The following is a 26,128-nucleotide window of genomic DNA, read 5'->3' as shown; positions in this document are numbered from 1 at the left end:
ATCCGAAAAAGAGATTGCTTCTAACTTTATCTAGTCATTATTATTTATATAATGGCGCCAACATTAACCTTTGGAGTTTTTATTATGAGAAGTCGTTTTGACCGAATTCGCCACGCTATTATGTTTGAATTGATAGGTCTTATTCTTATTGTCGGTGTTTTGAGTCAATTTGGTTTTGAAATGGGTCATGTTGGTATTATGGGGGTTGTATTTTCTCTTGTCGCAACTGGATGGAATTATGTTTATAACATTCTATTTGATAAGTACATGATGAGAAAAACAGGCACTACGATTAAATCAACATTAAACCGTGTTGTTCATAGCCTAGGGTTTGAAGGTGGGTTATTGTTTTTAACTATTCCTGCAATGGCATGGTTTTTAAATATTAGTCTATTAGAAGCTTTTATTCTTGATATTGGTCTCGTTGTTTTCTATCTGTTTTATGCGTATGTTTATAATTTAGCTTATGATAAAGCTTTCCCTATTAATGAGATAAAACAAGTCACTCAATAGATAGGGATTTGCTTAACTAAGGAGTGGTTATGAGTCATAAGTTGTCAGATTTTTCAGTTCAAATTCCTATTAACAAAGAACTGTGTGCATTTCAGGATGAAGTAAAAGAACAACTGTATGACTTTAATCACTCTCGTCCGTCTGAACATCAATTAAGGGCAGATGTATTACAATCCATATTAGGTAATTATCAAGGTGTGATTATCGTCCCGCCATTTTATTGCGATATGGGAAAGAATATTCATTTCGAATGTGGTGGTTTTTTAAATTCAGGAGTTAAGATCTTAGATCTTGCTCCTGTTTTTATTGGTGAGTACGTTCAAATTGGACCTAATGTCGTAATAAGTACAGCAGGGCATCCTTTTGATTTAGCTGAGCGAGTGTTACCAATTGCTTCAGCTAACCCGATTAAGATTGGAGATAATGTTTGGATTGGGGCAAATGCTGTGATTCTTGATGGCGTAACAATAGGAGATAGAAGTGTTATTGGTGCAGGCAGTGTAGTAACTAAAGATATCCCATCAGACTGCGTTGCTGTTGGTAATCCTTGTAGAGTGATCAAAACTATCACGCATTCAGAAATGCCAACAGATGAAGATCTTGAGGAAATGTGGGCTAGTTTAATATGAGTTTTGCTATCAATAAAATACACAATTGAATGATTTGTAAACAATAACATTTATTCGTGATCATAACGTCACATTGTTTTTTAAAAATCTCCTAGAATATATTTATAACCACAAGGAGGTAATTATGGACAGTGTCATTATTGCACTACATCAATTAAATAGAGCAATTGATCTTTATTTTAATGACCGTGATTTTATTAGTACGCTCACTTTAAGTAGTTCAGCGCAGGCTATTCTAAGAAAAAAACTGATTTCACAAAGTCAGATAAAAGCTTGTGAAGATGTGATTTTCAATCAATCCTTAACTACTTTTCAGCAAAATTCAAAGACAGAGCCATGCGTCTCGCTCCACTCATTAGAAACTGAACGTGAGTGGGAAGAGAAAGCGACAGAAGTTTTAATGACTTGCTGTGAAAGTGTAATGAAGCTTAATTTACCACGCAGTATACAAGTATCGGCATTTATGAGATCGAAAAGCAAAATTTTTGTCTGTTCGTAGATAGAAGAAATACATTAACTTACCACGCTGTAAGCCTCGTTGTTTTGCAAAAATATTTTTTGACCTTGATGTTTGATTGTAAGTTTAAAATGGCGTGTTCCCCTTTATAGCTCGTCTTAGGTGGTAAAAATAGTGAATTTAAGTTGTTGATATTAAGGGTTTTGTTTTTGTTGAGTTTATTGTACTTACTGGTAGTCTTCTTCTTAACAAGTTTAAGGAGTATTTATGGCTATATATAATGAAACATTTAATGCTGTTGATTTTTCACGTCAAGATTTGAGTCATGCTTATTATGAAGGGTGTAAGTTTTACTTATGTGATTTTTCTAGAGTAAATTTAAGGGATGCTCAATTTGTCGATTGCAGTTTTATTGAACAAGGTGCAATTGAAGGCTGTCATTTTGAATATGCAGATTTACGAGATGCGTCCTTTAAACGTTGCAAGATAGCAATGACCAATTTTAAAGGCGCAAATGCTTTTGGTGTTGAGTTTAGAGAATGTGATTTAAAAGGGGCAAACTTTGCTCAGGCTAGCTTTTCAAATCAAATTAATCACCAAATGTACTTTTGTTCAGCTTACATTACAGGTTGTAATTTATCCTATGCAAACTTCGAACGTTTATGTATTGAAAAGTGCGATTTGTTTGAAAATAAATGGAATGGGGCGAATTTACAAGGTACATCCTTTAAAGGCTCTGACTTATCTCGAGGATCGTTTTCTGAAGATGCTTGGGAGCAGTTTAAAATGCAAGATGCTAACTTATGCCATTGTGAATTAGAAGGTTTAGATCCCCGTAAAATAGACGTGACGGGGGTTAAAATTTGCAGTTGGCAGCAAGAGCAATTACTAGAGTTATTAGGATTAGTTGTGCTGCCTGAGTAAAAAGAGTTTAATAGAACATCACGAGCTTATTCAGTAGAGCGGAAGTATAAAATGACTCAGATATTAACGATTGTTGCAAGAATTGAAGCCCAAGAAGGGAAAGCGGACTTTGTTAAGGCAGAAATGCTTAAGTTGCTTGAACCAACACGCAAAGAAGTTGGTTGCATTCAGTATGATTTACATCAAGACAACGATAACCCACATGTATTTGTATTTCATGAACAGTGGAAAAGCGAAGTGTTTTTACAAGATCATTTAAATACGGCTCATATTGCAGAGTATGTAAAAGCGGTAGACGGCTCAATCACTTCATTTGTACTTAATCGTATGACGAAGCTTTAATAGACGTTAAGTAATTAGCCATTATTAGGTTACTTAGCCCATGTATAAACAAAAAAGCCACTCACGTATTATCATGAGTGGCTTTTTTATGTCTTATGTTATCAGTATCGATGTCTTTAGAAAGAAAGGAAGATACCTGCAACTGTGGCACTCATTAAGTTTGCTAATGTTGCAGCAAAGATAGCTTTCATGCCTAAGCGTGCAATGTCTGGGCGACGACTTGGTACAACGCCACCTAATCCACCCATTAACATAGCAATAGAGGTTAAGTTTGCGAAGCCACATAAAGCGAAAGTTACAATCGCTTGAGAATGCTCACTTAATTGATCTTTTACAGCCATTAAGTCAGCAAAGGCTACGAATTCATTAATTGCGATTTTTTTACCAATTAAACTTGCTGCGATGGTTGCTTCTGACCATGGAACACCAATTAGCCATGCAATAGGTGCAAATAGGTAACCAAAGATCAGATCTAGGCTTAAGTTATCAAAACCAACTAATAAACCCACTTTATGTAATCCACCATTAACCAGTGCAATTAAACTGATAATAGCTAATAAGCTTGCGCCAACCGCAAATACAATTTGTAAGCCATTTAATGCACCTTGTGATGCGGCATCTATAATGTTTACTGGCGCATCATCAACGATATCGTCTTCATATTGCTCGGCTTCGTTAATCTCTTCGGTTTGTGGAACCAGAAGTTTTGCCATCATTAAACCAGCAGGGGCAGACATAAAGCTTGCTGCAATTAAGTATCGTAATTCAACACCTAACCCGGCGTAACCTACCATCGTGCCACCAGCAACAGAAGCTAGACCACCAACCATTACGGCAAACAGTTCTGAACGAGACATTTTAGCAAGGAAAGGACGTACAACTAATGGCGCTTCAACTGATCCAACAAAGATATTTGCGGTTGCTGACATTGATTCGGTGCGAGTTGTGCCAAGAAAGCGTTGTAATCCGCCACCAATAATTTTGATTATCCAACCCATAATACCTAAGTAATATAAAACAGAGATTAGGGCTGAGAAAAATACAATGGTAGGTAAAACGTTAACGGCAAAAATAAAGCCTAACTTGTATTGAGCAAGATCACCAAAAAGGAATTCGGTACCAACTCGACCATAAGCAATAATGTCTGAAACAGCCATAGAGATACTATTAAGGATAGTTTGGCCAATTGGTACGTAGAGGATGAACCCAGCGAACAATAACTGAATTAAGAACGCGCCTAATACAGTGCGCCATTTGATGGCTTGTCGGTTTTCTGAAAAAAGAAACGCAATCGCGAATAGGCAAACAATGCCTAAAATACTGACCAAAAAGTTCAAGGTCAAACTCCAAAAGTATTTAGTTGATGATTGCGGGGGTATTCTAGTCAAAAATAAAAGTGTGACAAGGATCAAAATGTTATTGGATCCACATAGCAATAACAAAAATAAGGTTATTTGTTTATACTTTCATCAATAACCGGGCATTTGAGAACTTTATCACATATAAGAGAGTCAGTTGTTACTATATGGGATAATGAGGCGATTTATTAAACCTAACTATCCCTAAATTAGAGTGTTGGTTATATGATTAGATGTTATCAATTTTGTCTGAATTAATGTGCTCTCGAACAAATTCCATAAAAATATGAACTTTTTTCGCTAAGAATTTATGGCGCGGGTAAACGGCATAAAGCGGCATGGATTGATTTAATTCCCAATCTGGTAACAGTTGAACTAGCTTTCCATTACGCAGTTCATCAGAGAGAAGATAAGTGGCAATATAACCAATACCATTACCTGATACGGTCGCATTACGAATTGCATCGGCCGAATCAATCCGATAATTCCCCGATACTTTTATTTGTAGATTCTCATCACCTTTATGGAAACCCCAGACATTGTCTTTACGTTCACGACTCATATAGGTTAGACAATTGTGCTTTTTAAGATCGTAAGGGTGATAAGGGATCCCATGCTTGGCAAGATAAGAGGGATTTGCAACGAGCACAAAGTGACAATCAATCAGATGCCTTGCGACAAATCCTTCTGGAGGGGAATCCATTACACCTATCCATAAGTCTAATTGCTCTGCAATCACATCGATCTTATGATCAAATAACGTTATCTCTATATTAAGCTGTGGATAGCGCTGATGCAGCTCTGATAAATAAGGCAAAATGTGGTTGGTTGCAAAAGACTGTGCGATACCAACACGCAATTTACCATTTAGCGTGTCGATATTAGAAAGCAGTTCATTTTCAGCTTCATTAATTTCATCGGCAATATTGGCACAATGCACCGCGAATGACTGCCCAGCTTCGGTAAGCGAAAAAGATCGAGTCGTGCGTTGTACTAACTGAACACCTAAGCGCTCTTCAAGAAGTTGAATTTGTAAGCTTACTTGTGTTCTAGATATATCGAGAAGCTGAGCGGCCTTGGTAAAGCTTTTTTGTTGTGTGAGCGCATTAAATACGATCATTTGTTTGGCTTGCTTTAACATAGGCTTCTCTATTGGTGATTTTGACAGTAAAAGAACGCTTCTATTGTAATAGAGCGATTGAATTGAATAAAGTGAGTTGTGTCTTTGTTTTTAGTTATCTATTGAAAAGACATTGTTTTTTCGTGATAGAGTTTAAAGATAAAGGCGGCGGTTAAGGATATTAAAATGTTATTTCCATATAAGAATATTGTAATTTTAACGGGAGCAGGGATCTCTGCAGAATCAGGAATTCAAACGTTTCGTGCCAGTGATGGTTTATGGGAAAATCATCGAATTGAAGATGTTGCGACTCCAGAAGGCTTTTTAAAAGATCCTGACCTAGTTCAAAGTTTCTATAATAAACGTCGCGCTCTGTTAAACAGTGATGAGATTCAGCCTAATGCGGCTCATAAGGCGTTAGCTAAGCTTGAGAATGAACTTGATGGTACGGTGACGATTGTGACTCAAAACATCGATAATTTACACGAACGTGGTGGCAGTTCAAATGTGATCCACATGCATGGCGAGTTAAATAAAATTCGTTGTGAAGAATCAAATCAAGTGATTGTATGCACTGATGATATACATACTGGCGATTTATGCCATTGTTGTCAGATCCCTGCGCAGCTGCGTCCTCATGTGGTTTGGTTCGGTGAGATGCCATTAGAGATGGGACTAATTCATGATGCATTAAATAAAGCTGATTTGTTTATTTCTATTGGCACATCAGGTTCCGTGTACCCAGCTGCGGGTTTTGTTCATGAAGCAAGATTACATGGAGCTCATACTATTGAGATTAACTTAGAGCCAAGCGCTGTTGACGATGAATTTGAAGAGAAACGCTATGGAAAGGCAGGCCTGTTAGTTCCTGAGTTAGTCTCAGAGTTGTTAGAGAGAGAGATAAATAAAGCTAAGTAATTAAAAAAGCCAATGAATCGTCTGATTTATTGGCTTTTTATTCGTTTACTTCAATCTTGATGAAGCTAAATAGAGTTATATTACATATCTACTTTTAGACGTTGGAAGTATTCGTCGTATAGAGCGCTTGCTTCACCGACTTCATCTTGCCATTCGCCTGAATCCATTACTTCTTGTGGTGGGAAGATGTTTGGATCATTCGCAAATTCTTTTGGAAGAAGAGGGTATGCTGATTTAACGGGTGTTGGATAACCAATTTCTAGTGCGATTTTAGCTGCATTCTCAGGACGTAGTAAGAAATCCATCATTTCATGCGCTGCATCTACATTTTTTGCGCCAGCAGGAATAGCTAAGCTGTCCATCCAGAAAATAGCGCCTTTATCTGGCCATACGATTTGAATGTTGGCACCTTCTTCACGCGCCATATAAGCTGAACCGTTCCAAAGCATACCAACACTTGTTTCGCCAGCTAAGTATGGGTTTGCAGGGAAGTCTGAGTTAAATACCAAGATGTTTGGCAGTAATTTTTTCAACTCTTCGTAAGCGGCTTTGATTTCATCAGGGTTGGTTGTGTTTGCTGAGTAGCCAAGCTTAGTTAATGCAATGTGGAACACTTCTCGTGAGTCATCCATCATCATTAACTGGCCTTGCCATTTCTCATCCCAAAAATCATTCCAAGAGTGAAGTTTATTCGGATTCATCATATCAGCATTAACACCGATACCTGTTGCGCCCCAAATGTATGGAATAGAGTAGTTGTTGTTTGGATCAAAAGGCTTATTTAGGTAGTTTGGATCTAAATCTTTAAAATGAGGAAGTTTAGACTTGTCAATCTTTTGTAGCATGCCTTCTTTGCGCATTTTAGACACAAAGTAGGTAGAAGGAACAATTAGGTCATATCCAGAACCCTGAGTCTTTAATTTAGCGTACATGCTTTCGTTAGACTCGTAAGTTGAATAATAAACTTTGATGCCGGTTTCTTTTGTGAAGTCTTCAAGTACTTCATTAGGAATATATTCTGACCAGTTATAAAAATAGAGCTCTTTATCTGCAGCTTGTGCATTACCAGCGATTAAGGCTGCAGCGCACAGTCCTGTAGAGACGAGAGTTGTCCACTTTTTCATTTCTTTCTCCTATTAAGATGAAAGGTGTTCCATTAATTAGTTGTTCATTATAACAATTTTTAAGAATGACTTCATTGCTTTATAAAACAATATATTGGCTTAAATCAATTAATATTGATAAATCAGTTAGTTGAAAAGCTATAGTATAGATACAAAAATGGCAGCGATAAACGCTGCCATTAGTTAAGGTCAGTAAAGGGTTAGGTTACTGTCCGGCTTTCAGTTTTAAGAAGTACTCTTCGTATTTCACTGTCATGTCGCCAACAGCTGATTGCCATTCAACACGGTCAAGATCTTCTTGAGACGGGAACAGCGGAGCAATATCTTTAAATTTGTCATTTGATGCTTTAACAGCAGTCAAGTAGCCTGTGTCTTTAGAAATACGCTCTGCAATTTCAGGGCGAAGTAGGAAGTCGATCATCTTATGAGATGCTTCTACGTTTTTAGCGCCAGATGGAATTGCAAAGTTATCAACCCAACCGATACCGCCTTCTTTAGGGAAGATCAGTTTAATTGGTAAGCCTTCAGCTTGTGCAGCAGCTGCAGAACCATTCCAAAGCATACCAAGACCCACTTCTCCAGCCATGTATGGTGCTGCTGGGTTATCTGAGTTAAATACTAATACGTTTGGCATTAGTTTTTGTAGCTCAGCGTAAGCTTCATCAATTTCTTTTGGATTTGTAGAGTTACCTGAGTAACCTAATTTGCGTAATGCAATGTGGAATACTTCACGAGTATCATCCATTAACATTAATTGACCTTCAAACTCTGGGTTCCAAAGGTCTGCCCAGCTATTGAAGTCATCTGGGTTGTACATTTCTGTGTTTACAGCAAGACCTGTGATCGCCACTACGTGTGGAATAGAGTATTCATTTTTAGGATCAAATGGCTTGTCTAAGTAGTTAGTATCTAATTGAGAAAAGTTTGATAGCTTTGATTTATCAATTGGTTGAAGCATTTTTTCGTCGCGCATTTTTGCAACGAAATAGGTAGAAGGAACAACAAGATCGTAACCTTTGTTGTGTGCCTTCATTTTCGCGTATAACGTTTCGTTCGACTCATAAGTCGAGTAGATAACCTTAATACCCGTTTCTTTAGTAAATTCTTCTAAAATATCACTGTTAATGTATGGTCCCCAGTTCATGAATACCAATTCATCATTTTCTTTTGCGTTAGCAACATTCATTGTTAGTGCTAAAGCACAGGCGGTTCCAGTAAAAAACGCAGCCATTTTGTTCATTGATTGACTCTCCATTAGAGTGATAAAAAAGAAGACATGTCGAACAAAAGGCATGTCTTCCAGATTCTATTGTTTATCTAAACAATAGTTTTTTTTAAAATTTGAAACTTACTTTATTTTTTCTCTTGCTAATAGTTGTGATAGAACAACTAAAGCAAGTGAAACAATTAACATAACAGTTGCTAAGGCATTAACTTCAGGTGAAATACCAACTTTAACCATTGAGTAAATCTTCAGTGGTAAAATTTCATATGTCGGACCCGTTACAAATGAACTGATGATCACATCGTCCAATGAAAGGGTAAAGCTTAATAACCAGCCAGCAGCAACTGCAGGTTTTGCTAGTGGTAAGATAATCTGCTTTAGAATTACCCATTCACTTGCACCTAAATCACGCGCAGCTTCTAACATCTTCACATCAAAGCCTTTTAAGCGACTATATACTGTCACTACCACGAATGGTAAGCAGAAAGTGATGTGAGCAATTAATAGAGTTAAAAAGCCAAGTTCAAAACCAATTACAAGGAAAATAGCCAGTAATGAAATTGCCATCACGATATCAGGAGACATCATTACTACAAACAATAGACCATTAACGAACTTTTTGCCTTTAAACTGATAACGGAAAAGGGCAACTGCGGTTAGGCTACCGATAATGGTTGCTGCTGTGCCTGAAATTACTGCGATAGTAATTGAGTGCCAAGCCGCTTGCATTAAGCTGTCATTGCTAATTAGAGCTTCATACCATTTTGTAGTGAAGCCGCCCCATTTCATACCAAATTTACTTGCGTTGAATGAGTTTGCAATCAGAACAATGATTGGTAGGTATAAGAAAAGATATACCAAACTCATAAAACTAAATCTAATTGTGCGTCCCATTAGTCTAGATCCGCCTTTTTATTTAATAACTTGCCTGCACGGTAGTAAGCGTAAAGCATTAATGCCATTGCTAAGGTGAGGGCGATACTGGTTGCTGCACCAAATGGCCAATCACGAGCGTTTAATACCTGGCTCTTAATTACGTTACCGATTAGTAAGTTTTTCGCTCCGCCTAATAGGTCTGAAATATAGAACATACCAAGTGCCGGTAGTAATACTAATAAACAACCACCAATAATACCTGGCATCGTTAATGGCAATACAATCTTCCATAATGTTTGAAGTTTGTTTGCACCTAGATCACGAGCTGCTTCTAAATAAGTACCGTCAAGTTTTTCAATTGCTGAGTACAGTGGCAAAATCATGAAAGGCAGTAATATATATACCAAACCAATCATTACTGCACTTTCTGTGTACATAATTCGCAATGGTTTATCGATGATATCCATTGCGATTAAGCTTTTATTTAAAATGCCTTGAGTACCTAACACGATTTTTAAGCCATAAGTACGGATTAATGAGTTAGTCCAAAAAGGAACAATAATTAAAAACAGCATAAATGGACGCCATCTTTCAGGCATTTTCGCAACAATGTAGGCGAATGGGTAACCCACAACCAAACAAATTAACGTTGCAACAATGGCCATGTAAAATGAATGCCAAAGTACTTTTGCGTATAGTGGATCAAAAAGACGCAGATAGTTATCCATCGTAAACGTCATTTCGATTAAATTTGCTTCATCACGAGTTAAGAAGCTCGTACCGATGATCATTACATTTGGAATGAAAACGAACAGCAGTAGCCAACTAACAATAATTGTGATGATGATATTTTGGAGATTAAACTTCTTGTTCATCTGCTAACACCACTTCCCAGCTTTCAACCCAAGTAATTGCTACTTTTTGACCTAAAGAGTGATCAACATCTGGATCATCTTCATTAAAAAACTCACTGATCATTACTCTCATACCTGAATCTAATTCAAGTACAGAATCTAATGTCATCCCTTTGTAGGTACGCTCACGAACGTAACCTGTGATGCCTTTAGTATCTGATTCTTTAATTTCTTCAAGTCGTAAATCTTCAGGACGCAGCAATACTTTTACTTTGTCACCAGGATTAACATCCAGATCACAGTAAACAATTGCAGACGTATCTTCAATTTCAGCTTTAATGCGTTTTTCATCAAGGCGCTCTAGCACGGTGGCTGCGAACACGTTGATTTCACCGATAAAGCGAGCAACGAATAAGTTCTTAGGTTCTTCGTAAATTTCACGAGGAGTGCCGTCTTGTTCAATAACACCATCACGCATTACGATAATACGATCAGACATTGAAAGGGCTTCTTCTTGGTCGTGAGTTACAAAGATAAAAGTAATACCCAATTGACGTTGTAATTGTTTAAGCTCAATTTGCATTTGTTTACGTAATTTGTAATCAAGAGCAGATAAAGATTCATCTAAAAGAAGAACTTTAGGCTTATTAACTACTGCGCGAGCAATAGCGATACGTTGTTGTTGGCCACCAGATAACTGGTGTGGTTTACGATTTGCCATTTGTGCTAAACGAACCATTTGCAACGCTTCTGTTACGCGAGGTTCAATTTCATTATTTGGCACATTTTGCATGCGTAAACCAAAAGCAACGTTTTCAAATACCGTCATGTGTGGGAATAGGGCGTAGCTTTGGAATACGGTATTCACATGCCTCTGTTCAGCGGGTATTGACGTTACATCTGTCGAATCCAGTAAAATTGTTCCAGCATCAGCAGTTTCAAAACCTGCGATCATGCGTAACACTGTGGTCTTACCACAACCTGATGGGCCAAGAATAGTTAAAAATTCACCGTGATTAACATCTAAATCGAAATTAGAGATCACTTCTTTGCCATCAAAACTTTTTGAAATGCCAGTTAATTTAATAACGGCTTCTTTTTCGGATTTTTGTGTAACGTTCAATGTCTTTTTATCTCCGCCTTGGGTAGCTATACCGCGCTTAGTATTATGAATGTAAGATGGGATTTCGGGCGCATGATAGACCCCAAGTTACGATATGAAAAGTGTTTTTTATTTGATTGCCCTATTTTTTTTCTAATAAGCTACTTTTTATCCATTGTTTGCTCATTCATTGAGCTTCATTATAGCCAATAATCTGCCATTTGATTGGTTTTATTACAAATAAATCTCCTTCTTTTGAAGATTTGTAAAATTCTTTTTTCTGAATACTGCACTACCTTAACGAAAACCGTATAATCGGCTTATGTTTTATAGTGGTAGACAAAAATGAGTGACCAACCAAAAGAAAAAAAGTTTGTTCTTGGTGGGAGTATTGAAAAAGCGATGGCAGGGGATTTTGAATTAAGCCCTGTTAGCGTACTTCAAGAGGCTTGGCAAAATACAATTAAACATTTTTTCACGTTTTCTCCAGCAATTCTGTTGCTTACATCTTCGTACATGGCCGTCTTTTTTGTGGCTTTGCAAATACAGCTGGGTGATCCTGCTGTGTTATTTCATGCTTTCCTTGGTGAGACGGAACTAACAACTAAGATATCTTATGCTGCTTTTGTTGCAGGGTTAAGTGCACAAGTGATTATTTCGCCATTAACGGCAGGCGCCAGTTTGATGGGCATGAGTCATGCAGCTGGTTTTAAATGCCGTACTAATTATATTTTTAAAGGATTAACGTCTGCAGGAATGGTCGCATTAGTGACGATTTTATCGGAAGTGCTGCAAGGTTTGGTGAATATCTATTTGCCAATGGTTGCACTGTACTTATCAATGGCTTTTGGTTTCGCTGTACTTTTAGTGTGTGAAAAAAAAGTACCACCGTTAAAAGCGCTGCTATATTCATTTAGAGCGACAAATAAAAAATTAACATCAATGTTGCTGATTCATGTTGTGATTATGCTAGCGTTAGTCTTTGGCATTGCATTATATGGTGTTGGTTTAATTGTGGTAATGCCGTTTATTTTCAATGTGAAAGGAATTATTTACCGCAATATGTTTGGTGTTACTTTAAAAGTAATGGTGAGGGATGATAAAGGTAATTCTGATAATCCGAACCAAGATGTTAACAATGATATTTTCAACGCGTGAGTTTATTATGATTAAAAAGACGATTGTTTTGTTCGCTGTTTTATTGATGGCAGCGTGTACACCAAAAGAAAAAGTGCCTGACTTTAAAGCATTCACTGATGTAAAAGAGAAAAAAGCGGCGTTTTTCAATTTTATGTATCCAGCAGTAATCGCTGAAAACGCTCGTGTACAGGAAGAGCGTGAATTTATAGAGTCATTAGTCATTAAGTTAGATAATGATTCTGACATAACATCTAAAGATTTGGATAAGGCAACTAAGTTAGGTGAGCTTTATAAAGAAAAGCTAACGGAAGCTGGCGTAAATGTAGATTGGGTTAACGCGATGCTGGTAAAAGTAGATTATATTCCTGCACCTTTAATATTAAGCCAAGGGGCAAATGAATCGGCATGGGGAACCTCTCGTTTTGCTCGCGAAGCCAACAACTACTTTGGTCAATGGTGTTACACTAAAGGTTGTGGTGTGGTTCCTAGTAAGCGTAATGAAGACGCAGCGCATGAAGTTGCAAAGTTTGATTCATCACAAGAAGCAGTTCACGCTTACTTTATGAACGTTAACCGCAACAATGCCTATGCTGAACTTCGTGTTATTAGAGCAAAACTACATAGTTCTCCAGAAGCATTAACACCAGAACAAGAAGCAAATGCATTAGCGTATGGGTTAATTCGTTATTCTGAGCGTGGTGAAGCTTACGTAGAAGAGATCCAAGCGATGATCCGCCATAATAGTCAGTATTGGAGATAAAATGAAAAAATGGATTGGTGCGACAACGTTGTCACTGTTGTGTTTGGCGTTACCAGTTAAAGCTGAGCAGTATCGTTTTACGTATTCGAAACTGTATTACCAGTTAAAAGTGAATCAAAAAGAAGGGCATGATGATGTCCGCATGGCATTGTTCTTCAATGATTCTAAAACAGGTAAAGCGTGTCAAATAACCAAAGCATGGATGGAAAAAGAAGAGCATTATGAGGAATTTACGATTCCAAGTAATCAGGAATTGACTCTTCCTATTGATGATAATTTAAAATCAGCCAATCCATTAGTTTACATTCAAACTGAAGACGGTAAGCAGTGTGATATTTCAATGGAAGTTCTTGCAAATCAGCAATTTGATGGCCAAGTTTCAGTTGCAGAGTTAAAAGAACTCGCCCTTCAAATGGATGCTATACTTGGCGATATAGGTGGCATGTTCTCAAGCTACTTTATGCCTGACGTTGAAGGTATTACGTTTGTTTTTAGTGACACTGTCACTGAAGGTGTCAAGCTATCAAACGGTGAGACACTTTCTTTAAAAAATGGAAGAGCTACGGTTAGTTTTGAAAAATATGCTGATGATGTACGTGTTTTATTGCCTGCTGAGCCTTTGAAAGTAACGCCTTGGCTAGTTAAGTAAACCTATTTATATCAGTAATATAAGTATAATAAAAAAGGCGCTAACTTTAAAAGTTAACGCCTTTTTTGTGCATAAATGAAAGATTACTCTACAGTAATAACATCAAGTTTTAGTGATGGGTCAAACTCTGCAACTGCGTCGTCAGCATCAATAGGCTGTACTGGCATTTCTTCTTTATCAAAGCCGATATCACCACCATTAATAACACCAGAGTCGCGGTTAATACTTTTGAAATCAAACGTATTAAAATCGGCTAAATGGCTAGGCACTACGTTTTGCATTGCTGTGAACATTGTTTCAATGCGTCCTGGGAATTGCTTATCCCATGTGTTTAGCATTTGCTTAACGTTCTGACGTTGCATGTTTGGTTGTGAGCCACATAGGTTACAAGGGATAATCGGATAGTTACGCATATCAGCATACTTAATAATGTCTTTCTCGCGACAGTAAGCCAGTGGTCGAATAACAACGTGCTCACCATTATCAGAAACCAATTTTGGTGGCATGCCCTTTAATTTACCGCCATAGAACATATTTAAGAACATAGTTTCTAAAATATCATCACGATGATGCCCTAATGCAATCTTAGTTGCACCAAGTTCTTTTGCGGTACGGTAGAGAATACCACGGCGCAAACGTGAACATAATGAACAAGTCGTTTTGCCTTCAGGGATTTTATCTTGAACGATAGAGTAGGTATCTTCTTCTACAATCTTGTATTCAACGCCCAGTTCTTCTAAATATTCAGGAAGAATATGAGAAGGGAAACCAGGTTGCTTTTGATCAAGATTCACAGCAATTAAGTCAAATGAGATTGGCGCATTTTTCTTTAAGCTCATTAAGATATCAAGCATAGTAAAGCTATCTTTACCGCCAGAAAGACATACCATGATACGGTCGCCATCTTCAATCATGTTGTAATCAACAATGGCATTACCTGTATTACGACGGATCTTCTTTTGAAGCTTATTAAAATTATATTGCTGCGCTTTGGTTAATTCGCTCATTTACTTACTCTAAACTAATGATGGAACTGATAAGGCGGGTATTATACCCAATCAAATTCAATAAGCGAGTTTCCACAAAGATTATTTTGGAATGTAAAACAAGGGCTACTTAAGTAACCCTTACTCTTTACGGTATTAATGTAGGTAATTAGATATGATTAGGGTCTAATGGACTAATATATCCCTCAGGCTTTAGCGCTAATACGTCACTATTGAGTAAATCTAATGTGTTCTCTGCGGTATTTCCTATAAAAATAGCGGACAAACCGGTCCTTCCTGTTGTACCAAGAATAACAAGTGCAGCATGCAGTTCATCTTCTACTTCAGAGATAACTTCTTCTGTATGCCCTTCATATACGTGTGTTTGCTCTTCAGGGATACCGTGTTTTTGTCTTAGCGCTTTCATTTCTGTTAAATGATGACCACGAATAGCATCTTTGTATTGTATTGCATCAAATTCAGGCAGTTCTGCATGAATTGAAGGAGGGGTTGAAGGGTAAGCATTAACCAGATGTGGTGTTGAGTTAAGCACATCGGCAAAATATTTAGCTTCATCGACCATTTTATCATTGAGCACTAAGTGTGTTGGATTTTCGGAACCTACGTGTACTGAAGCTAAGATATTACCATTTTCTGGCCATGCTCTCTCTTTTACAAGAAGAACAGGAATAGGGGACTTACGCAATAAATGCCAGTCAGTTGGAGTAAAAAAGACGGTTTCTAATTTTGCGTGCTGGCGAGTAGATTTTACTAATAAATTATAGCTGCCATCAAAGATTTCATTGACGATGGCTTCGTATGGCCGATTATGCCAAACCATTTTCACTTTGATAGTAACATGCTTTGGAATATCGTAATTACTGATGATTTCATCAAACATTTTTACTTTTTGAGAGACAACACCATTTCTCATGGCTGTACGCTCATCAGCAGACAACATGGATGTCATTTCATAAGAAAAATCATACGTTGTGCAGAATAGCGTTATTTCAGACGATTTTGTGCTGCGTTTTGCTATATCCAGCGCACGGTTTAAAGCGGGTTGTTCATCCTGATCAATTATCCCAACAACAAGTATTTTACGGTAGCGGTTCATACTAACCTCCTTGGTAAAAACCAATTCATAAAATCATTTTGTTATCTTTACTTTAGCAGTTTGAGGGGAAATATGGAGAAATTAGATACAAAAAAGTGAGGTACATCAGAAGATATACCTCACTTTTAAAATGTTTCTATTTAGATAATTTACTTAATTTCTTTTGCAGAACCAGCAAGTTCAGCTAAAGCATCATGATCATTGATTGTGATGTATTTACCTTTAACTGTTAACATTTCACTTTTTTGGAAACGACCTAATAAACGGCTAATTGTTTCAACAGTTAACCCAAGGTAATTACCAATATCACCACGAGTCATTGTTAAACGAAACTCTCTTGGTGAGAAACCACGTTGATGAAAACGAGTTGAAAGATTATATAAGAATGCCGCTAAACGCTCTTCTGCATTTTTCTTAGACAGTAGCAAAATCATCTCTTGATCGCCTTTGATTTCGTTACTCATCAAACGCATGATTTGTTGACGAAGTTTTGGCATTTTACCTGATAGGTCATCAAGGATCTCATAAGGTATTTCACATACCATAGATGTTTCAAGAGCTTGAGCAAAGCTTGGATGCTCAGCATCAGTGATAGCATCAAAGCCAACAAGGTCACCCGCTAAGTGGAATGCAGTGATCTGCTCGTCACCTTGCTCTGTAATCGTATAGCTTTTGATTGTGCCTGAACGAATAGCGTATAAAGATTTCAATTCATCGCCAGCTTTAAACAGTTCCTGGCCTTTTTGAATTGGTTTCTTACGTTCAATGATTTCATCAAGCTGATCAAGCTCAGACTCATTTAAAGTAAAAGGAATACATAGTTGACTGATACTGCAATCTTGGCAGTGAATAGCACATCCGCCTGACTGGATTCGTTTGTTTGCTGAGTTATCTGACATCATCTCATTCAATGCTCTTATAATTGATATAAGTCAATTTTAGCATTAACCAGTACCAAAGTGGTAGCATAAATACAAAACTATGCAAAAATTTATAATTATATTAGTTGATGTAACGCAATATAAACAGTGTGAATACCATACGTTAATAATAATGCGGCAGTTATGTTTTTGGTTATTGAGTTATTAATGAATGACTGAAGGGCATGAGCACCAACACCAACTAGAAACATAGCAGGAAGCGTACCAATACCAAAAGCAAACATGATTAATGAACCGTTAATCGCACCACCAGAAACGGCTGCCCAACTTAATGTTGAGTAAACTAAACCACAAGGAAGCCATCCCCATAAAAATCCAAATGGAATTGCATGAAAAGGGGTCTTTAGTGGTAATAATGGTTTTGTTAGCGGTGATATATATTTCCATAATTGCTTACCTATGACTTCTATATACACCAATCCTTTCCACCAATTTGCGATATACAAAGCGAGTAAGCACATAAGGATACCAGCGAAGATCCTTAAATACACTAGAGCACTATAACTTTCTGCTGTCGCAGCAATAGAAACGAACACACCACCAATAATAAAACCAAAAACTGAATAAGATAAAATTCGACCAACATTATAGAGTAAGATAAACAGCCAACGAGGGGCCTTTGAATTACTGGTGTTCATGGATATTACAGCAGAAATACCACCGCACATGCCTATGCAGTGGCCAGCCCCCATCATGCCAACAAGAAAGGCTCCTAATAAATCAATGTTCATTTATCTTCTTTATTTACGGAAGATTGTTCATCGAATAATATTTCGGTACCTTGACGATCGAGATCTTCAAATTGGTCGCTTTTAACAGCCCAAATAAAAATGGCGACGGCAACGCACACTAACATAATCGCAATTGGGATTAACAAATATAAACTAGCCATTTTCTTTTAATAACCTGAGAGAGTTGGAAACAACAATAATAGAGCTTCCCGACATTCCTACTACAGCAATGTAAGGTGCAACTAAACCCATGACAGCCAGTGGTAATATAATGGCATTATAACCTAAAGCCCACGCTAAGTTTTCGCGGATAATTTTACGAGTTTTCATCGCAAGTTCTCGCGCTTCAATAAGTCGAGAAAGATTATCACCCAGAAGGATCATATCTGCTGAGGCTTTAGCAACATCAGTTCCAGATCCCATTGCTATAGAGAGGTGAGCACCAGCAAGAGTAGGAGCATCATTTATACCATCGCCAACCATCAAACTGACTTCACTTTTTGGTAATGATTTTAAATAATTTAATTTCCCTTGAGGTGTTGCCCCAGAAATAACCTCATCTATATCCAAGGCATTAGCTACTTTTTCAACCGATGAGCTACTATCGCCAGTTAACATAGTCACTTTGATGCCTAAATGATGCAGTGATTGAATTAATGCTTTGCTTTCTTGACGTATTGGGTCATCTAAAGAAAAGGCAGCAACCGCTTGTCCATTTTTAGATAACCACACTTGGTAATCATGATGATTTTCTAACTGGCAATCTTGTGCAGCAAAGGCTTTATGACCAATTTTCCACTCATCGTTACCAATATACCCTTGCAAACCAGAGCCTATGATATTTTCAACTCGATCAAAGTGTGTTTGAGTTACATCTCTGTATTGTGAGAAAGCTCGAGCAATAGGGTGATTTGCAAACGACTCCATTTCAGCCGCTATTGTTTTTACGCTTTCTTCTGACATATTAGTAAAGGAATGAACTTGAGTTAATTGAATGTTTCCTTCGGTTAATGTTCCGGTTTTATCGATAACCAAACGATTAACTTTGCACAGTGTTTCTAAAACATGGCCACGACGAAGCATTAAACCAAGCTGTGCCAATCGAGAGGTTGAACAGGTGATTGCTGTTGGTGTTGCTAATGATAAGGCACAAGGACAAGTCGCAACAAGTACAGATAACATGATCCAAAAAGCGTCATCTGGTTTTGTTTCATGCCAATAAAACCAAGTGAAGGCGGAGATAATTAAGATACCTGCTACAAAATAACGAGCTACCAAGTCAGCAATTTCAGCGACTTTAGGTTTAGACATCTGCGCTTCATCTTGAAGTTTAACTATGTTTGATATTAAAGAATTGGCTTTGGTTTTTGTTACCTTAATGGTTAAGTTACCATCACCATTAATGGTGCCAGCATAAACCGGATCAGTTTCCTTTTTAGCAACAGGCATCGACTCTCCAGTAAACATTGATTCGTCAATAGCGCTGTAACCTGCGATAACAATACCATCTGCTGGCAGATGTTCACCTGGAGGGACAATAACAGTGTCATCAACATCAAGTGTGCGCGCGGGTACTTTCTTTCCTGAAGTTAATGTTGCCATTACGGGGATAAGTTTGAGCAAGTTTCCTGTAATAGCTGCTGCTTTGCGGCGAGCACGCATTTCAAGAAATCGGCCTAATAATAAGAAAAAGGTAAACATAGCAACTGATTCAAAAAATACTTCACCTGATTCAGTTACGGTAGCAACAACACTTGCGAAATAAGCAAATAACATCGCGATAGAAACGGGAACATCCATTCCTAGTGTTTTAGCTTTTAAGCTTCGCCATGCATTCATATAAAATGGCAAAGCAGAGTAAAGCATTACAGGTGTTGCAAAAACTAAGCTCACGTATCGAAGATAGTTTCTGAATTCCGCATCGAGATCACCAAAGACTTCTAAGTATAATGCAACAGCAAGCATCATCACTTGCATGGTTGCTAGTCCCGCAATACCTAAACGATATAAGTATTGCTTCATTGAGTGGTGATATTCTTCTTCTTGTTTATCGGCTTCAAAAGGGGCTGCTTTGTAACCAAGTTGATGAATAAGAGTAAGCAGGGTGCTTAATTTGGTTTCTTCTGGGTTCCAACTTAATAATGCTCTATGAGTAGAGGTATTTACTTTTATTTGGTGTATACCTTGTGCGTTGGCAAGTTGTTTTTCAATGAGCCAAGCACAGGCAGCACAAGATACACCATCAAGTGACAATGTCACTTCTTTATGGTTATCATTCGTTCGAATAAACTCTTTTTGAATTTCATTATGATCATAATGAGCTAATGCTTTTAACTGCTCAGGGATTAAATCTGCTTTATCGGCAGGGGCCGTACGATATTGATAATAAGAAGAAAGGCCATTTTCAACGATAGTTTGCGCTACTGATTCACAGCCTGGGCAACACATATCACGAGTTTCACCTAAAATATCAACTTGAAAATGTGAGCCTAATGGAACAGGCTCACTGCAGTGGTAACAATCCTTCGACATATGGTTTATTTACCTAATCTACTTACCTAAAGGGAAAAAATCTTCACTCGGGAAATTTGTGCGTCCTTGGACCATCCATGCGCTGTCATGTGGGAGCAATTCGATAAACCAAGGGCCATTTAATGGTTCATCTAATTGAAGGCGATAAATACCTTTCGCATCTGATGTTAATACTTGCGAAAAGTCGTGATTGGGAAGCGTTCTATGAGTGAAGATAGCTTTTATTGCTGGATTATGCTCCAGTTTACCTTTATCAAGTTGGATCTCAATTGTCTTATCTACACTACGTACTTTGGCAAATATAGATAACTCTTGAGCCACTTTGATTTTTGAAAGATCGACGTTGATTGCTTTACCTTTCTTGTAATAATCTTCTGCGACGAGATCAACATCGTGCTCTACAAATAAAATGTAAGTTGATATACAAGCAACAACAACGGTACCTGGAAGGATGATGAGAAACCAAGGCCAAAACTGCTTATACCAAGGCTGAGACATAGTAATGATTCCTATTAAAGTCGAGCTATTAGCGCTTTATATGTAATATTTTTAATATAAGAGCGAAAAAAGCCCCTGTACATGCAGGGGCTATTATATTTATTATTTGTTGCTTAGGCTCCAGACGTAGGCTGAAATAAGTTGTACTTTTTCTTCACCTAATACGTCTTTCCATGCAGGCATAACACCTTGGCGGCCATTTGCTACTGATTCAGTAACTGCTGCGCGTGAATCTCCAAATAACCAATCATTATCAGTTAGATCTGGTGCGCCCAACGCAGGGTTACCTTTACCATCAGTACCATGACATGCAGCACAAACGATGAAGCGTTGTTTGCCTGCTGCGGCTTCTTTCGCGTTAACTTTACGACCCGATAGGGCAAGTGTATAGCTAACAACTTCTTTAACGCCGTCGGCGCCTAAAGCGTCACCCCAAGCTGGCATGTTACCAATACGACCATTCATGATGGTTGTTTTGATTGCTTCTGGCTCACCACCATATAACCATGCGTTATCGGTTAAATTAGGGAAGCCAATCATGCCTCTTGCATCTGATGCATGACATTGAGAACAGTTTTGTAGGAACAAACGCTGACCTACTTTTAGTGCTTCTTCGTCATTTGCGATATCAGTAATAGCACGGAACTCTGATGTCCCCGGCTTATATGCAAGTTTTGAGAATGTTTCGCCAAAATTCGTATTTGCGTCATCTAATTCACGAGCAAATTGGTCAAGTGTTTTCTCTTTATGAGAACGCTCAATCGATGTGTGTGATTCTTCAACCGTACGAACCGTTTGGTCTGAACTTGTCCAGCCTAAAACGCCTTTAAAGTTACCTAATCCAGGGTAAAGGATTAGATAAACGATAGAGAAGACGATTGTAGCTAAAAACATGTAAGTCCACCATTTTGGCAGTGGATTATTGATCTCTCGAATACCATCGTATTCATGACCCATGTCTTCACCTTCTTCAATTCCTGTTGTATTTTTCAAGCAGAAACGAAGCAGTAAACCACAACCAATTAATGTACCAATAGTAATGATACTTATCCAGAGACTCCAAAAAGTACTCATTGTTTATCAACTCCTGTCTTGTTTTGGCTTGAAGTATCTTCTTGTTCATCAGCAAAAACCAAGTTAGCGGCTTCATCGAAGCGAGCCTTTTGCTTTTTACTGTAAGCCCAAAAAATAATACCTACCATGCTTAAAAACAGAATAACTGTCCAAATTGCATGAATAGTTCCAGCGTCCATAGGGACCTCCTTACTTCATTGCATGACCAAGTGATTGAAGATAAGCAATAAGCGCATCCATCTCAGTCTTACCTTTAACCGCATCAGCCGCATTCTTTACGTCTTCTTCAGTGTATGGAACACCAAAGTTGTTACGGAAAATAGCAATTTTTTGCGATGTCAATTCACCATCTAACACGTTGTCTTCCAACCAAGGGAAGCCAGGCATATTTGATTCAGGAACCACATCACGAGGGTTGATTAGGTGAACACGGTGCCATTCATCAGAATAACGCTCACCAACACGAGCTAGATCAGGACCTGTACGTTTTGAACCCCATAAGAATGGGTGCTCCCAAACACTTTCACCAGCAACAGAATAATGTCCGTAACGTTCTGTTTCAGCACGGAACGGGCGGATCATTTGGCTATGACAAACACTACAACCTTCACGGATATAAATGTCACGGCCTTCCATTTCTAATGGTGTATAAACACGTAAGTTTTCTACTGGTTCAGTTGTTTGTTTTTGGAAAATTAGAGGAGTGATCTCAACTAACGCACCGAAACTAATAGCAACAACGATAAGAACCGCAAGAAGGCCAACGTTTTTTTCTATGATTTCATGACGATTAGAACTCATAACATAGCCTCCTTATTGAGCTGGTTGAGGAATAGCTTTTAGGCTGTTCTTCGGAGCAGTAACGGTCTTGTATGTATTATATGCAAGTAAGAACATTCCTGATAAGAAGATAAATCCACCTAAGAAGCGAACAAAATAGAATGGGTAAGAGGCTTCTAATGACTCAACAAAGCTGTATGTTAATGTGCCATCTGCATTTACTGCGCGCCACATTAGACCTTGCATAACACCAGAAATCCACATTGCCACAATGTAAAGAACCGTACCGATAGTCGCTAACCAGAAGTGAACATTGATTAGTGATACAGAGTACATACGCTCTTGACCGAATAGCTTAGGAATTAAGTGGTATAGAGAACCAATTGATACCATTGCAACCCAACCTAATGCACCAGAGTGTACGTGACCAATTGTCCAGTCAGTGTAGTGAGATAGGGCATTTACTGATTTAATTGCCATCATAGGGCCTTCAAAGGTAGACATACCGTAGAAAGACAAAGAAACAATTAAGAAGCGAAGAATTGGGTCATAACGAAGTTTATGCCAAGCACCAGACAGCGTCATAATACCATTAATCATACCGCCCCAAGATGGAGCAAATAGAACTAGTGACATTACCATACCTAGTGACTGAGTCCAGTCAGGCAGTGCTGTATAATGTAAATGGTGAGGGCCGGCCCAGATATAAAGTGATACTAGAGCCCAAAAGTGAACAATAGATAAACGGTATGAATAAACTGGACGCTCTGCTTGTTTTGGTACGAAATAATACATCATACCAAGGAAGCCTGCAGTTAATAGGAAACCAACTGCGTTGTGGCCGTACCACCATTGTACCATCGCATCAACAGCACCAGAATAAATCGAATACGATTTAGTCATAGATACAGGAACAGCAAGGCTATTCACAATATGAAGAACGGCAACGGTTAAAATGAAGGCTCCAAAGAACCAGTTTGCAACGTAGATGTGGGATGTCTTACGCTTAAACAGGGTTCCAAAGAAAACGATAGCATACGCAACCCAAACCAGAGTAATTGCGATATCAATCGGCCACTCTAATTCTGCGTATTCTTTTCCTGATGTAATACCTAGAGGCAATGAAATTGCTGCTGCTAGAATAATTGCTTGCCAACCCCAGAAGGTGAACGCAACTAATGGACCACCAAACAAACGTGTTTGACAAGTACGCTGAACAACATAATAAGATGTTGCAAAAAGGGCACTTGTGCCGAATGCGAAAATTACTGCATTGGTATGCAGAGGACGCAGACGACTATACGTAAGCCATGGTGTGTCAAAATTAAGTTGCGGCCAAACTAACTGAGCGGCAATTAGTACACCTACACCCATGCCAACAATACCCCATAGTATGGTTACTAAAGAGAATTGGCGAACAACGGTATAGTTGTAGTTTTGTTCATGCTGCTGTACTTGGCTCATAATTGCATGCTTCCACTTTTATTATTAACTACACTTTACTTTCCATAGTGCGAACAAATTGTTCGCAATGCCATCCAAAATTCAATCTCTAATAATTAGATTTGTGACCTTTTTATTTTGAAATATCCTTTTTTAATGCAAAAATGGCATTTTCGGCGTTAATGATACTTCACTTCAAAATTGAATCATAGTTGATGCCCATAGGAATTTTACGGTTAAGCAACATTTTTTCATTTTTTTTGAACTAGATAACACAGGTTTTTTCAACTATGGCTGTAGAAAAGTTAACAGGTCCTCGTTTATTTCAACTTATTTTCTTGTTGGTAGTATTAATTACTGCATTTACTTGGAGAACAATTACCTACAAAGATCCGATGGAGAGTGTGAAAAATGACCAAGATGCGACTGTTTGTAACATAACTGAAAAGTCTTGTGCTTTTAATATCGATAATAATCAAGTCATTATTGATGTAAAACAGCGTCCTATCTTGCAAAATTCAGAAGTCAGTATCCTAGTTTCAGGTCTAAGTGAGGCTTGGGAAATGGAAGCAACGGGCGTGAAGATGAATATGGGAACGTTAAAGTTCACGCCTTCGAATAAGCCAAATGACAAACAAATATATTCAGTATTTGTACCAAAATGTAAACATAATGATATGGCATGGAATGTAGAAGTGTCGAATAGCTCTCAAAAAATAAATGTGATTTTTAATTCCATAAAATGATAATTTTCAATGTGTTATTCTTTAAGTGTGCGGAAATCAACCATTCAATGATAAATTAGAGTTTGTTTAATAAAACTAAAACAATTTGGAAGGATTATGAAGATAATTAGCACAAATTCACAGAATAACAATTCAGGAAAAGCGATTGAATACTGTCTAAGTAATTTACTTGTTCATCCTATCGAACCTGATATTTTGTTGTGCTATTTCACTGAAGAGCATGATAGTCACCTTATTATAAATACGTTAAAAAAGCGATTCCCTAATACCAAAATTCATGGTTGCACCTCATGCCGAGGGGTAATGACTGATCATGGATTTCTTGAGTGTTATTCAATTGCATTATGGGCACTCTATGATTCAAAGCATGGACGATATGGAACAAGTATTGCTAAACTTGATAACAATCATGAGATCACTCAGCTTACAAAACAATTATTAGAAAAAGCAATTAAGGATAGTGGTCGCGAAGGAGAATTACCTGCATTGGTTTTACTCCATGCAACACCTGGACAAGAAGAGAAAATAATTACAGCAATAGATGAATATTTTGGTACGGCAATACCTCTTATAGGTGGAACCGCTGCGGATAATAATGTACAGGGAAAGTGGTGTATCTTTACCCAAGATGAATTGCTTAGTTCGGGAATCTCATTATCTGTTTTTTACCCCTCCTGTAAAGTGTCTTATTCCTTTCACTCTGGATATGCTTGCTCTTCAACATCGGGAATTGCAACGAAAACATATAATCGAATTATTTATGAAATTGATCATAAACCAGTTATTGATGTTTATAAGCAGTGGACTGAATTACCAATGGGGCTTGGAGATAAAACAAACCTTCTAGAAAGAGTGACTCAATTTCCTTTAGGAAGAATTGCTGGTTATATGTATTCGGTTCCATATTTCAAATTAGCCCATCCTGTAAAATTTACTCATGATGGAGGCATGGAATGTTTTGCTAGTATTAATGAAGGAGAGGAGATTTTTATGATGTACGGTGGAGAAGAGCAAATTATTTCTCGACCACAGCGAGTCATTAATTCGGCCATTAATTCCTATGACGATAACTTTAGTCCAATTGGCGGTATTAATATATTTTGTGCCGGTTCAATGATGCATATAAAAACATCTATGGATGCAGTTTGTCATTCAGTTAACTCGGCAATGCATGGCGCTCCTTATATATGCCCATTTACTTTCGGTGAGCAAGGACGTTTTACTGGTGGCGAGAATGCTCACGGTAATTTAATGGTCTCTACTGTTTTATTTCATTATTAGGGCAACTC

The 26,128-nt window shown here is 37.9% G+C and carries 29 protein-coding genes; 11 read left to right on the top strand and 18 right to left on the bottom strand.

From position 1 onward, the window contains the following. The first annotated feature begins 84 nt into the window (after window positions 1-84). The 5 genes from PVK71_RS15135 (at window position 85) to PVK71_RS15115 (ending at window position 2,865) form a co-directional block, all read left to right on the top strand. On the top strand, window positions 85-513 hold the full coding sequence (locus PVK71_RS15135; protein WP_130087115.1) for a PACE efflux transporter: 429 nt from the start codon (window positions 85-87) through the stop codon (window positions 511-513). Window positions 514-542: 29 nt separating this feature from the next. After that, window positions 543-1,142, top strand: coding sequence for a sugar O-acetyltransferase (locus tag PVK71_RS15130; protein ID WP_274419651.1), 600 nt, complete (start codon window positions 543-545; stop codon window positions 1,140-1,142). Between the two features lie 124 nt (window positions 1,143-1,266). Beyond that, entirely contained in the window at window positions 1,267-1,641 is a 375-nt protein-coding gene (locus PVK71_RS15125) for a hypothetical protein (protein ID WP_274419652.1), read from the top strand. A gap of 225 nt (window positions 1,642-1,866) precedes the next feature. Beyond that, window positions 1,867-2,523 (top strand): Qnr family pentapeptide repeat protein, encoded by a 657-nt coding sequence (locus PVK71_RS15120; protein ID WP_274419653.1) that lies wholly within the window; start codon window positions 1,867-1,869, stop codon window positions 2,521-2,523. A 51-nt stretch (window positions 2,524-2,574) separates the two neighbouring features. Further along, complete coding sequence (locus PVK71_RS15115) at window positions 2,575-2,865, top strand: putative quinol monooxygenase (protein WP_274419654.1); 291 nt, start codon at window positions 2,575-2,577, stop codon at window positions 2,863-2,865. A gap of 116 nt (window positions 2,866-2,981) precedes the next feature. Here PVK71_RS15115 and PVK71_RS15110 read toward each other — a convergent pair whose 3' ends face one another. Together PVK71_RS15110 and PVK71_RS15105 are read right to left on the bottom strand one after the other, a co-directional pair. Next, the gene (locus PVK71_RS15110; protein WP_274419655.1) at window positions 2,982-4,202 is read right to left on the bottom strand and encodes a NupC/NupG family nucleoside CNT transporter; all 1,221 of its coding nucleotides are present in this window, start codon (window positions 4,200-4,202) and stop codon (window positions 2,982-2,984) included. Window positions 4,203-4,452: 250 nt separating this feature from the next. Beyond that, window positions 4,453-5,364, bottom strand: a complete 912-nt coding sequence (locus tag PVK71_RS15105) for a LysR family transcriptional regulator (protein WP_130044502.1) — start codon at window positions 5,362-5,364, stop codon at window positions 4,453-4,455. A 165-nt stretch (window positions 5,365-5,529) separates the two neighbouring features. On the opposite strand from PVK71_RS15105, the gene cobB reads away from it, so the two are divergent. Beyond that, window positions 5,530-6,261 carry a Sir2 family NAD+-dependent deacetylase gene (cobB, locus tag PVK71_RS15100; RefSeq protein ID WP_274419656.1) on the top strand — a complete coding sequence of 244 codons (732 nt, stop codon included), beginning with the start codon at window positions 5,530-5,532 and terminating at the stop codon, window positions 6,259-6,261. An 80-nt stretch (window positions 6,262-6,341) separates the two neighbouring features. Here the strand turns inward: cobB and PVK71_RS15095 are convergent, their stop codons facing one another. From PVK71_RS15095 to potA, 5 genes are all read right to left on the bottom strand, one after another. After that, the gene (locus PVK71_RS15095; protein WP_274419657.1) at window positions 6,342-7,385 is read right to left on the bottom strand and encodes an extracellular solute-binding protein; all 1,044 of its coding nucleotides are present in this window, start codon (window positions 7,383-7,385) and stop codon (window positions 6,342-6,344) included. Window positions 7,386-7,590: 205 nt separating this feature from the next. Next, window positions 7,591-8,625, bottom strand: a complete 1,035-nt coding sequence (locus tag PVK71_RS15090; protein WP_274419658.1) for an extracellular solute-binding protein — start codon at window positions 8,623-8,625, stop codon at window positions 7,591-7,593. A 108-nt stretch (window positions 8,626-8,733) separates the two neighbouring features. Continuing rightward, entirely contained in the window at window positions 8,734-9,504 is a 771-nt protein-coding gene (gene potC / locus PVK71_RS15085; RefSeq protein WP_274419659.1) for a spermidine/putrescine ABC transporter permease PotC, read from the bottom strand. Continuing rightward, on the bottom strand, window positions 9,504-10,361 hold the full coding sequence (potB, locus tag PVK71_RS15080) for a spermidine/putrescine ABC transporter permease PotB (RefSeq protein WP_274419660.1): 858 nt from the start codon (window positions 10,359-10,361) through the stop codon (window positions 9,504-9,506). The genes potC and potB overlap by 1 nt, the downstream gene beginning before the upstream one ends. Next, window positions 10,345-11,463 (bottom strand): spermidine/putrescine ABC transporter ATP-binding protein PotA, encoded by a 1,119-nt coding sequence (gene potA / locus PVK71_RS15075; RefSeq protein WP_274419661.1) that lies wholly within the window; start codon window positions 11,461-11,463, stop codon window positions 10,345-10,347. Before potA ends, potB begins: the two co-directional genes overlap by 17 nt. Before the next feature lie 324 nt (window positions 11,464-11,787). On the opposite strand from potA, the gene PVK71_RS15070 reads away from it, so the two are divergent. Genes PVK71_RS15070 through PVK71_RS15060 form a run of 3 tightly spaced genes read left to right on the top strand, consistent with a single transcriptional unit; the run spans window position 11,788 to window position 13,991 of the window. Then, window positions 11,788-12,600, top strand: a complete 813-nt coding sequence (locus tag PVK71_RS15070) for a hypothetical protein (protein WP_274419662.1) — start codon at window positions 11,788-11,790, stop codon at window positions 12,598-12,600. Window positions 12,601-12,607: 7 nt separating this feature from the next. Beyond that, a complete protein-coding gene (locus PVK71_RS15065; RefSeq protein ID WP_338000084.1) occupies window positions 12,608-13,342 on the top strand; it encodes a glucosaminidase domain-containing protein in 735 nt (244 codons plus the stop codon). 1 nt (window position 13,343) lies between these two features. Next, a complete protein-coding gene (locus tag PVK71_RS15060) occupies window positions 13,344-13,991 on the top strand; it encodes a DUF2987 domain-containing protein (RefSeq protein ID WP_274419664.1) in 648 nt (215 codons plus the stop codon). Window positions 13,992-14,074: 83 nt separating this feature from the next. Here PVK71_RS15060 and ttcA read toward each other — a convergent pair whose 3' ends face one another. The 11 genes from ttcA to ccoN form a co-directional block, all read right to left on the bottom strand. Continuing rightward, window positions 14,075-14,998, bottom strand: coding sequence for a tRNA 2-thiocytidine(32) synthetase TtcA (gene ttcA, locus PVK71_RS15055; RefSeq protein WP_130044493.1), 924 nt, complete (start codon window positions 14,996-14,998; stop codon window positions 14,075-14,077). A 148-nt stretch (window positions 14,999-15,146) separates the two neighbouring features. Continuing rightward, complete coding sequence (uspE, locus tag PVK71_RS15050; protein ID WP_274419665.1) at window positions 15,147-16,094, bottom strand: universal stress protein UspE; 948 nt, start codon at window positions 16,092-16,094, stop codon at window positions 15,147-15,149. Window positions 16,095-16,243: 149 nt separating this feature from the next. Beyond that, a complete protein-coding gene (locus PVK71_RS15045) occupies window positions 16,244-16,996 on the bottom strand; it encodes an FNR family transcription factor (RefSeq protein ID WP_274419666.1) in 753 nt (250 codons plus the stop codon). A gap of 95 nt (window positions 16,997-17,091) precedes the next feature. Next, a complete protein-coding gene (locus tag PVK71_RS15040) occupies window positions 17,092-17,766 on the bottom strand; it encodes a sulfite exporter TauE/SafE family protein (protein ID WP_274419667.1) in 675 nt (224 codons plus the stop codon). Beyond that, the gene (gene ccoS, locus PVK71_RS15035; protein ID WP_274419668.1) at window positions 17,763-17,927 is read right to left on the bottom strand and encodes a cbb3-type cytochrome oxidase assembly protein CcoS; all 165 of its coding nucleotides are present in this window, start codon (window positions 17,925-17,927) and stop codon (window positions 17,763-17,765) included. The genes PVK71_RS15040 and ccoS overlap by 4 nt, the downstream gene beginning before the upstream one ends. Next, the gene (locus tag PVK71_RS15030) at window positions 17,920-20,298 is read right to left on the bottom strand and encodes a heavy metal translocating P-type ATPase (RefSeq protein ID WP_274419669.1); all 2,379 of its coding nucleotides are present in this window, start codon (window positions 20,296-20,298) and stop codon (window positions 17,920-17,922) included. Before PVK71_RS15030 ends, ccoS begins: the two co-directional genes overlap by 8 nt. Window positions 20,299-20,316: 18 nt before the next feature. Beyond that, window positions 20,317-20,796, bottom strand: coding sequence for a FixH family protein (locus PVK71_RS15025; protein WP_130047358.1), 480 nt, complete (start codon window positions 20,794-20,796; stop codon window positions 20,317-20,319). 102 nt (window positions 20,797-20,898) lie between these two features. After that, entirely contained in the window at window positions 20,899-21,870 is a 972-nt protein-coding gene (gene ccoP, locus PVK71_RS15020) for a cytochrome-c oxidase, cbb3-type subunit III (RefSeq protein WP_274419670.1), read from the bottom strand. Then, on the bottom strand, window positions 21,867-22,049 hold the full coding sequence (locus PVK71_RS15015) for a cbb3-type cytochrome oxidase subunit 3 (protein ID WP_130044485.1): 183 nt from the start codon (window positions 22,047-22,049) through the stop codon (window positions 21,867-21,869). The genes ccoP and PVK71_RS15015 overlap by 4 nt, the downstream gene beginning before the upstream one ends. Window positions 22,050-22,059: 10 nt before the next feature. Next, window positions 22,060-22,671: a cytochrome-c oxidase, cbb3-type subunit II gene (gene ccoO, locus PVK71_RS15010; RefSeq protein ID WP_130044484.1), complete on the bottom strand. Its 612-nt coding sequence runs from the start codon at window positions 22,669-22,671 to the stop codon at window positions 22,060-22,062. A gap of 12 nt (window positions 22,672-22,683) precedes the next feature. Next, window positions 22,684-24,114: a cytochrome-c oxidase, cbb3-type subunit I gene (ccoN, locus tag PVK71_RS15005; protein ID WP_130047355.1), complete on the bottom strand. Its 1,431-nt coding sequence runs from the start codon at window positions 24,112-24,114 to the stop codon at window positions 22,684-22,686. 269 nt (window positions 24,115-24,383) lie between these two features. Between ccoN and PVK71_RS15000 the strand changes: the two genes are divergently transcribed. Then, window positions 24,384-24,839: a hypothetical protein gene (locus PVK71_RS15000; protein ID WP_274419671.1), complete on the top strand. Its 456-nt coding sequence runs from the start codon at window positions 24,384-24,386 to the stop codon at window positions 24,837-24,839. 96 nt (window positions 24,840-24,935) lie between these two features. After that, entirely contained in the window at window positions 24,936-26,120 is a 1,185-nt protein-coding gene (locus PVK71_RS14995; RefSeq protein WP_274419672.1) for an FIST signal transduction protein, read from the top strand. Window positions 26,121-26,128 lie beyond the last annotated feature (8 nt).

Origin of the sequence: Aliivibrio sp. S4MY1, from assembly GCF_028765545.1 — a bacterium.
GTDB lineage: Bacteria > Pseudomonadota > Gammaproteobacteria > Enterobacterales > Vibrionaceae > Aliivibrio.
Note: the sequence above shows the minus strand (reverse complement) of the source record. Positions and strands in the feature narration are given on the sequence as shown.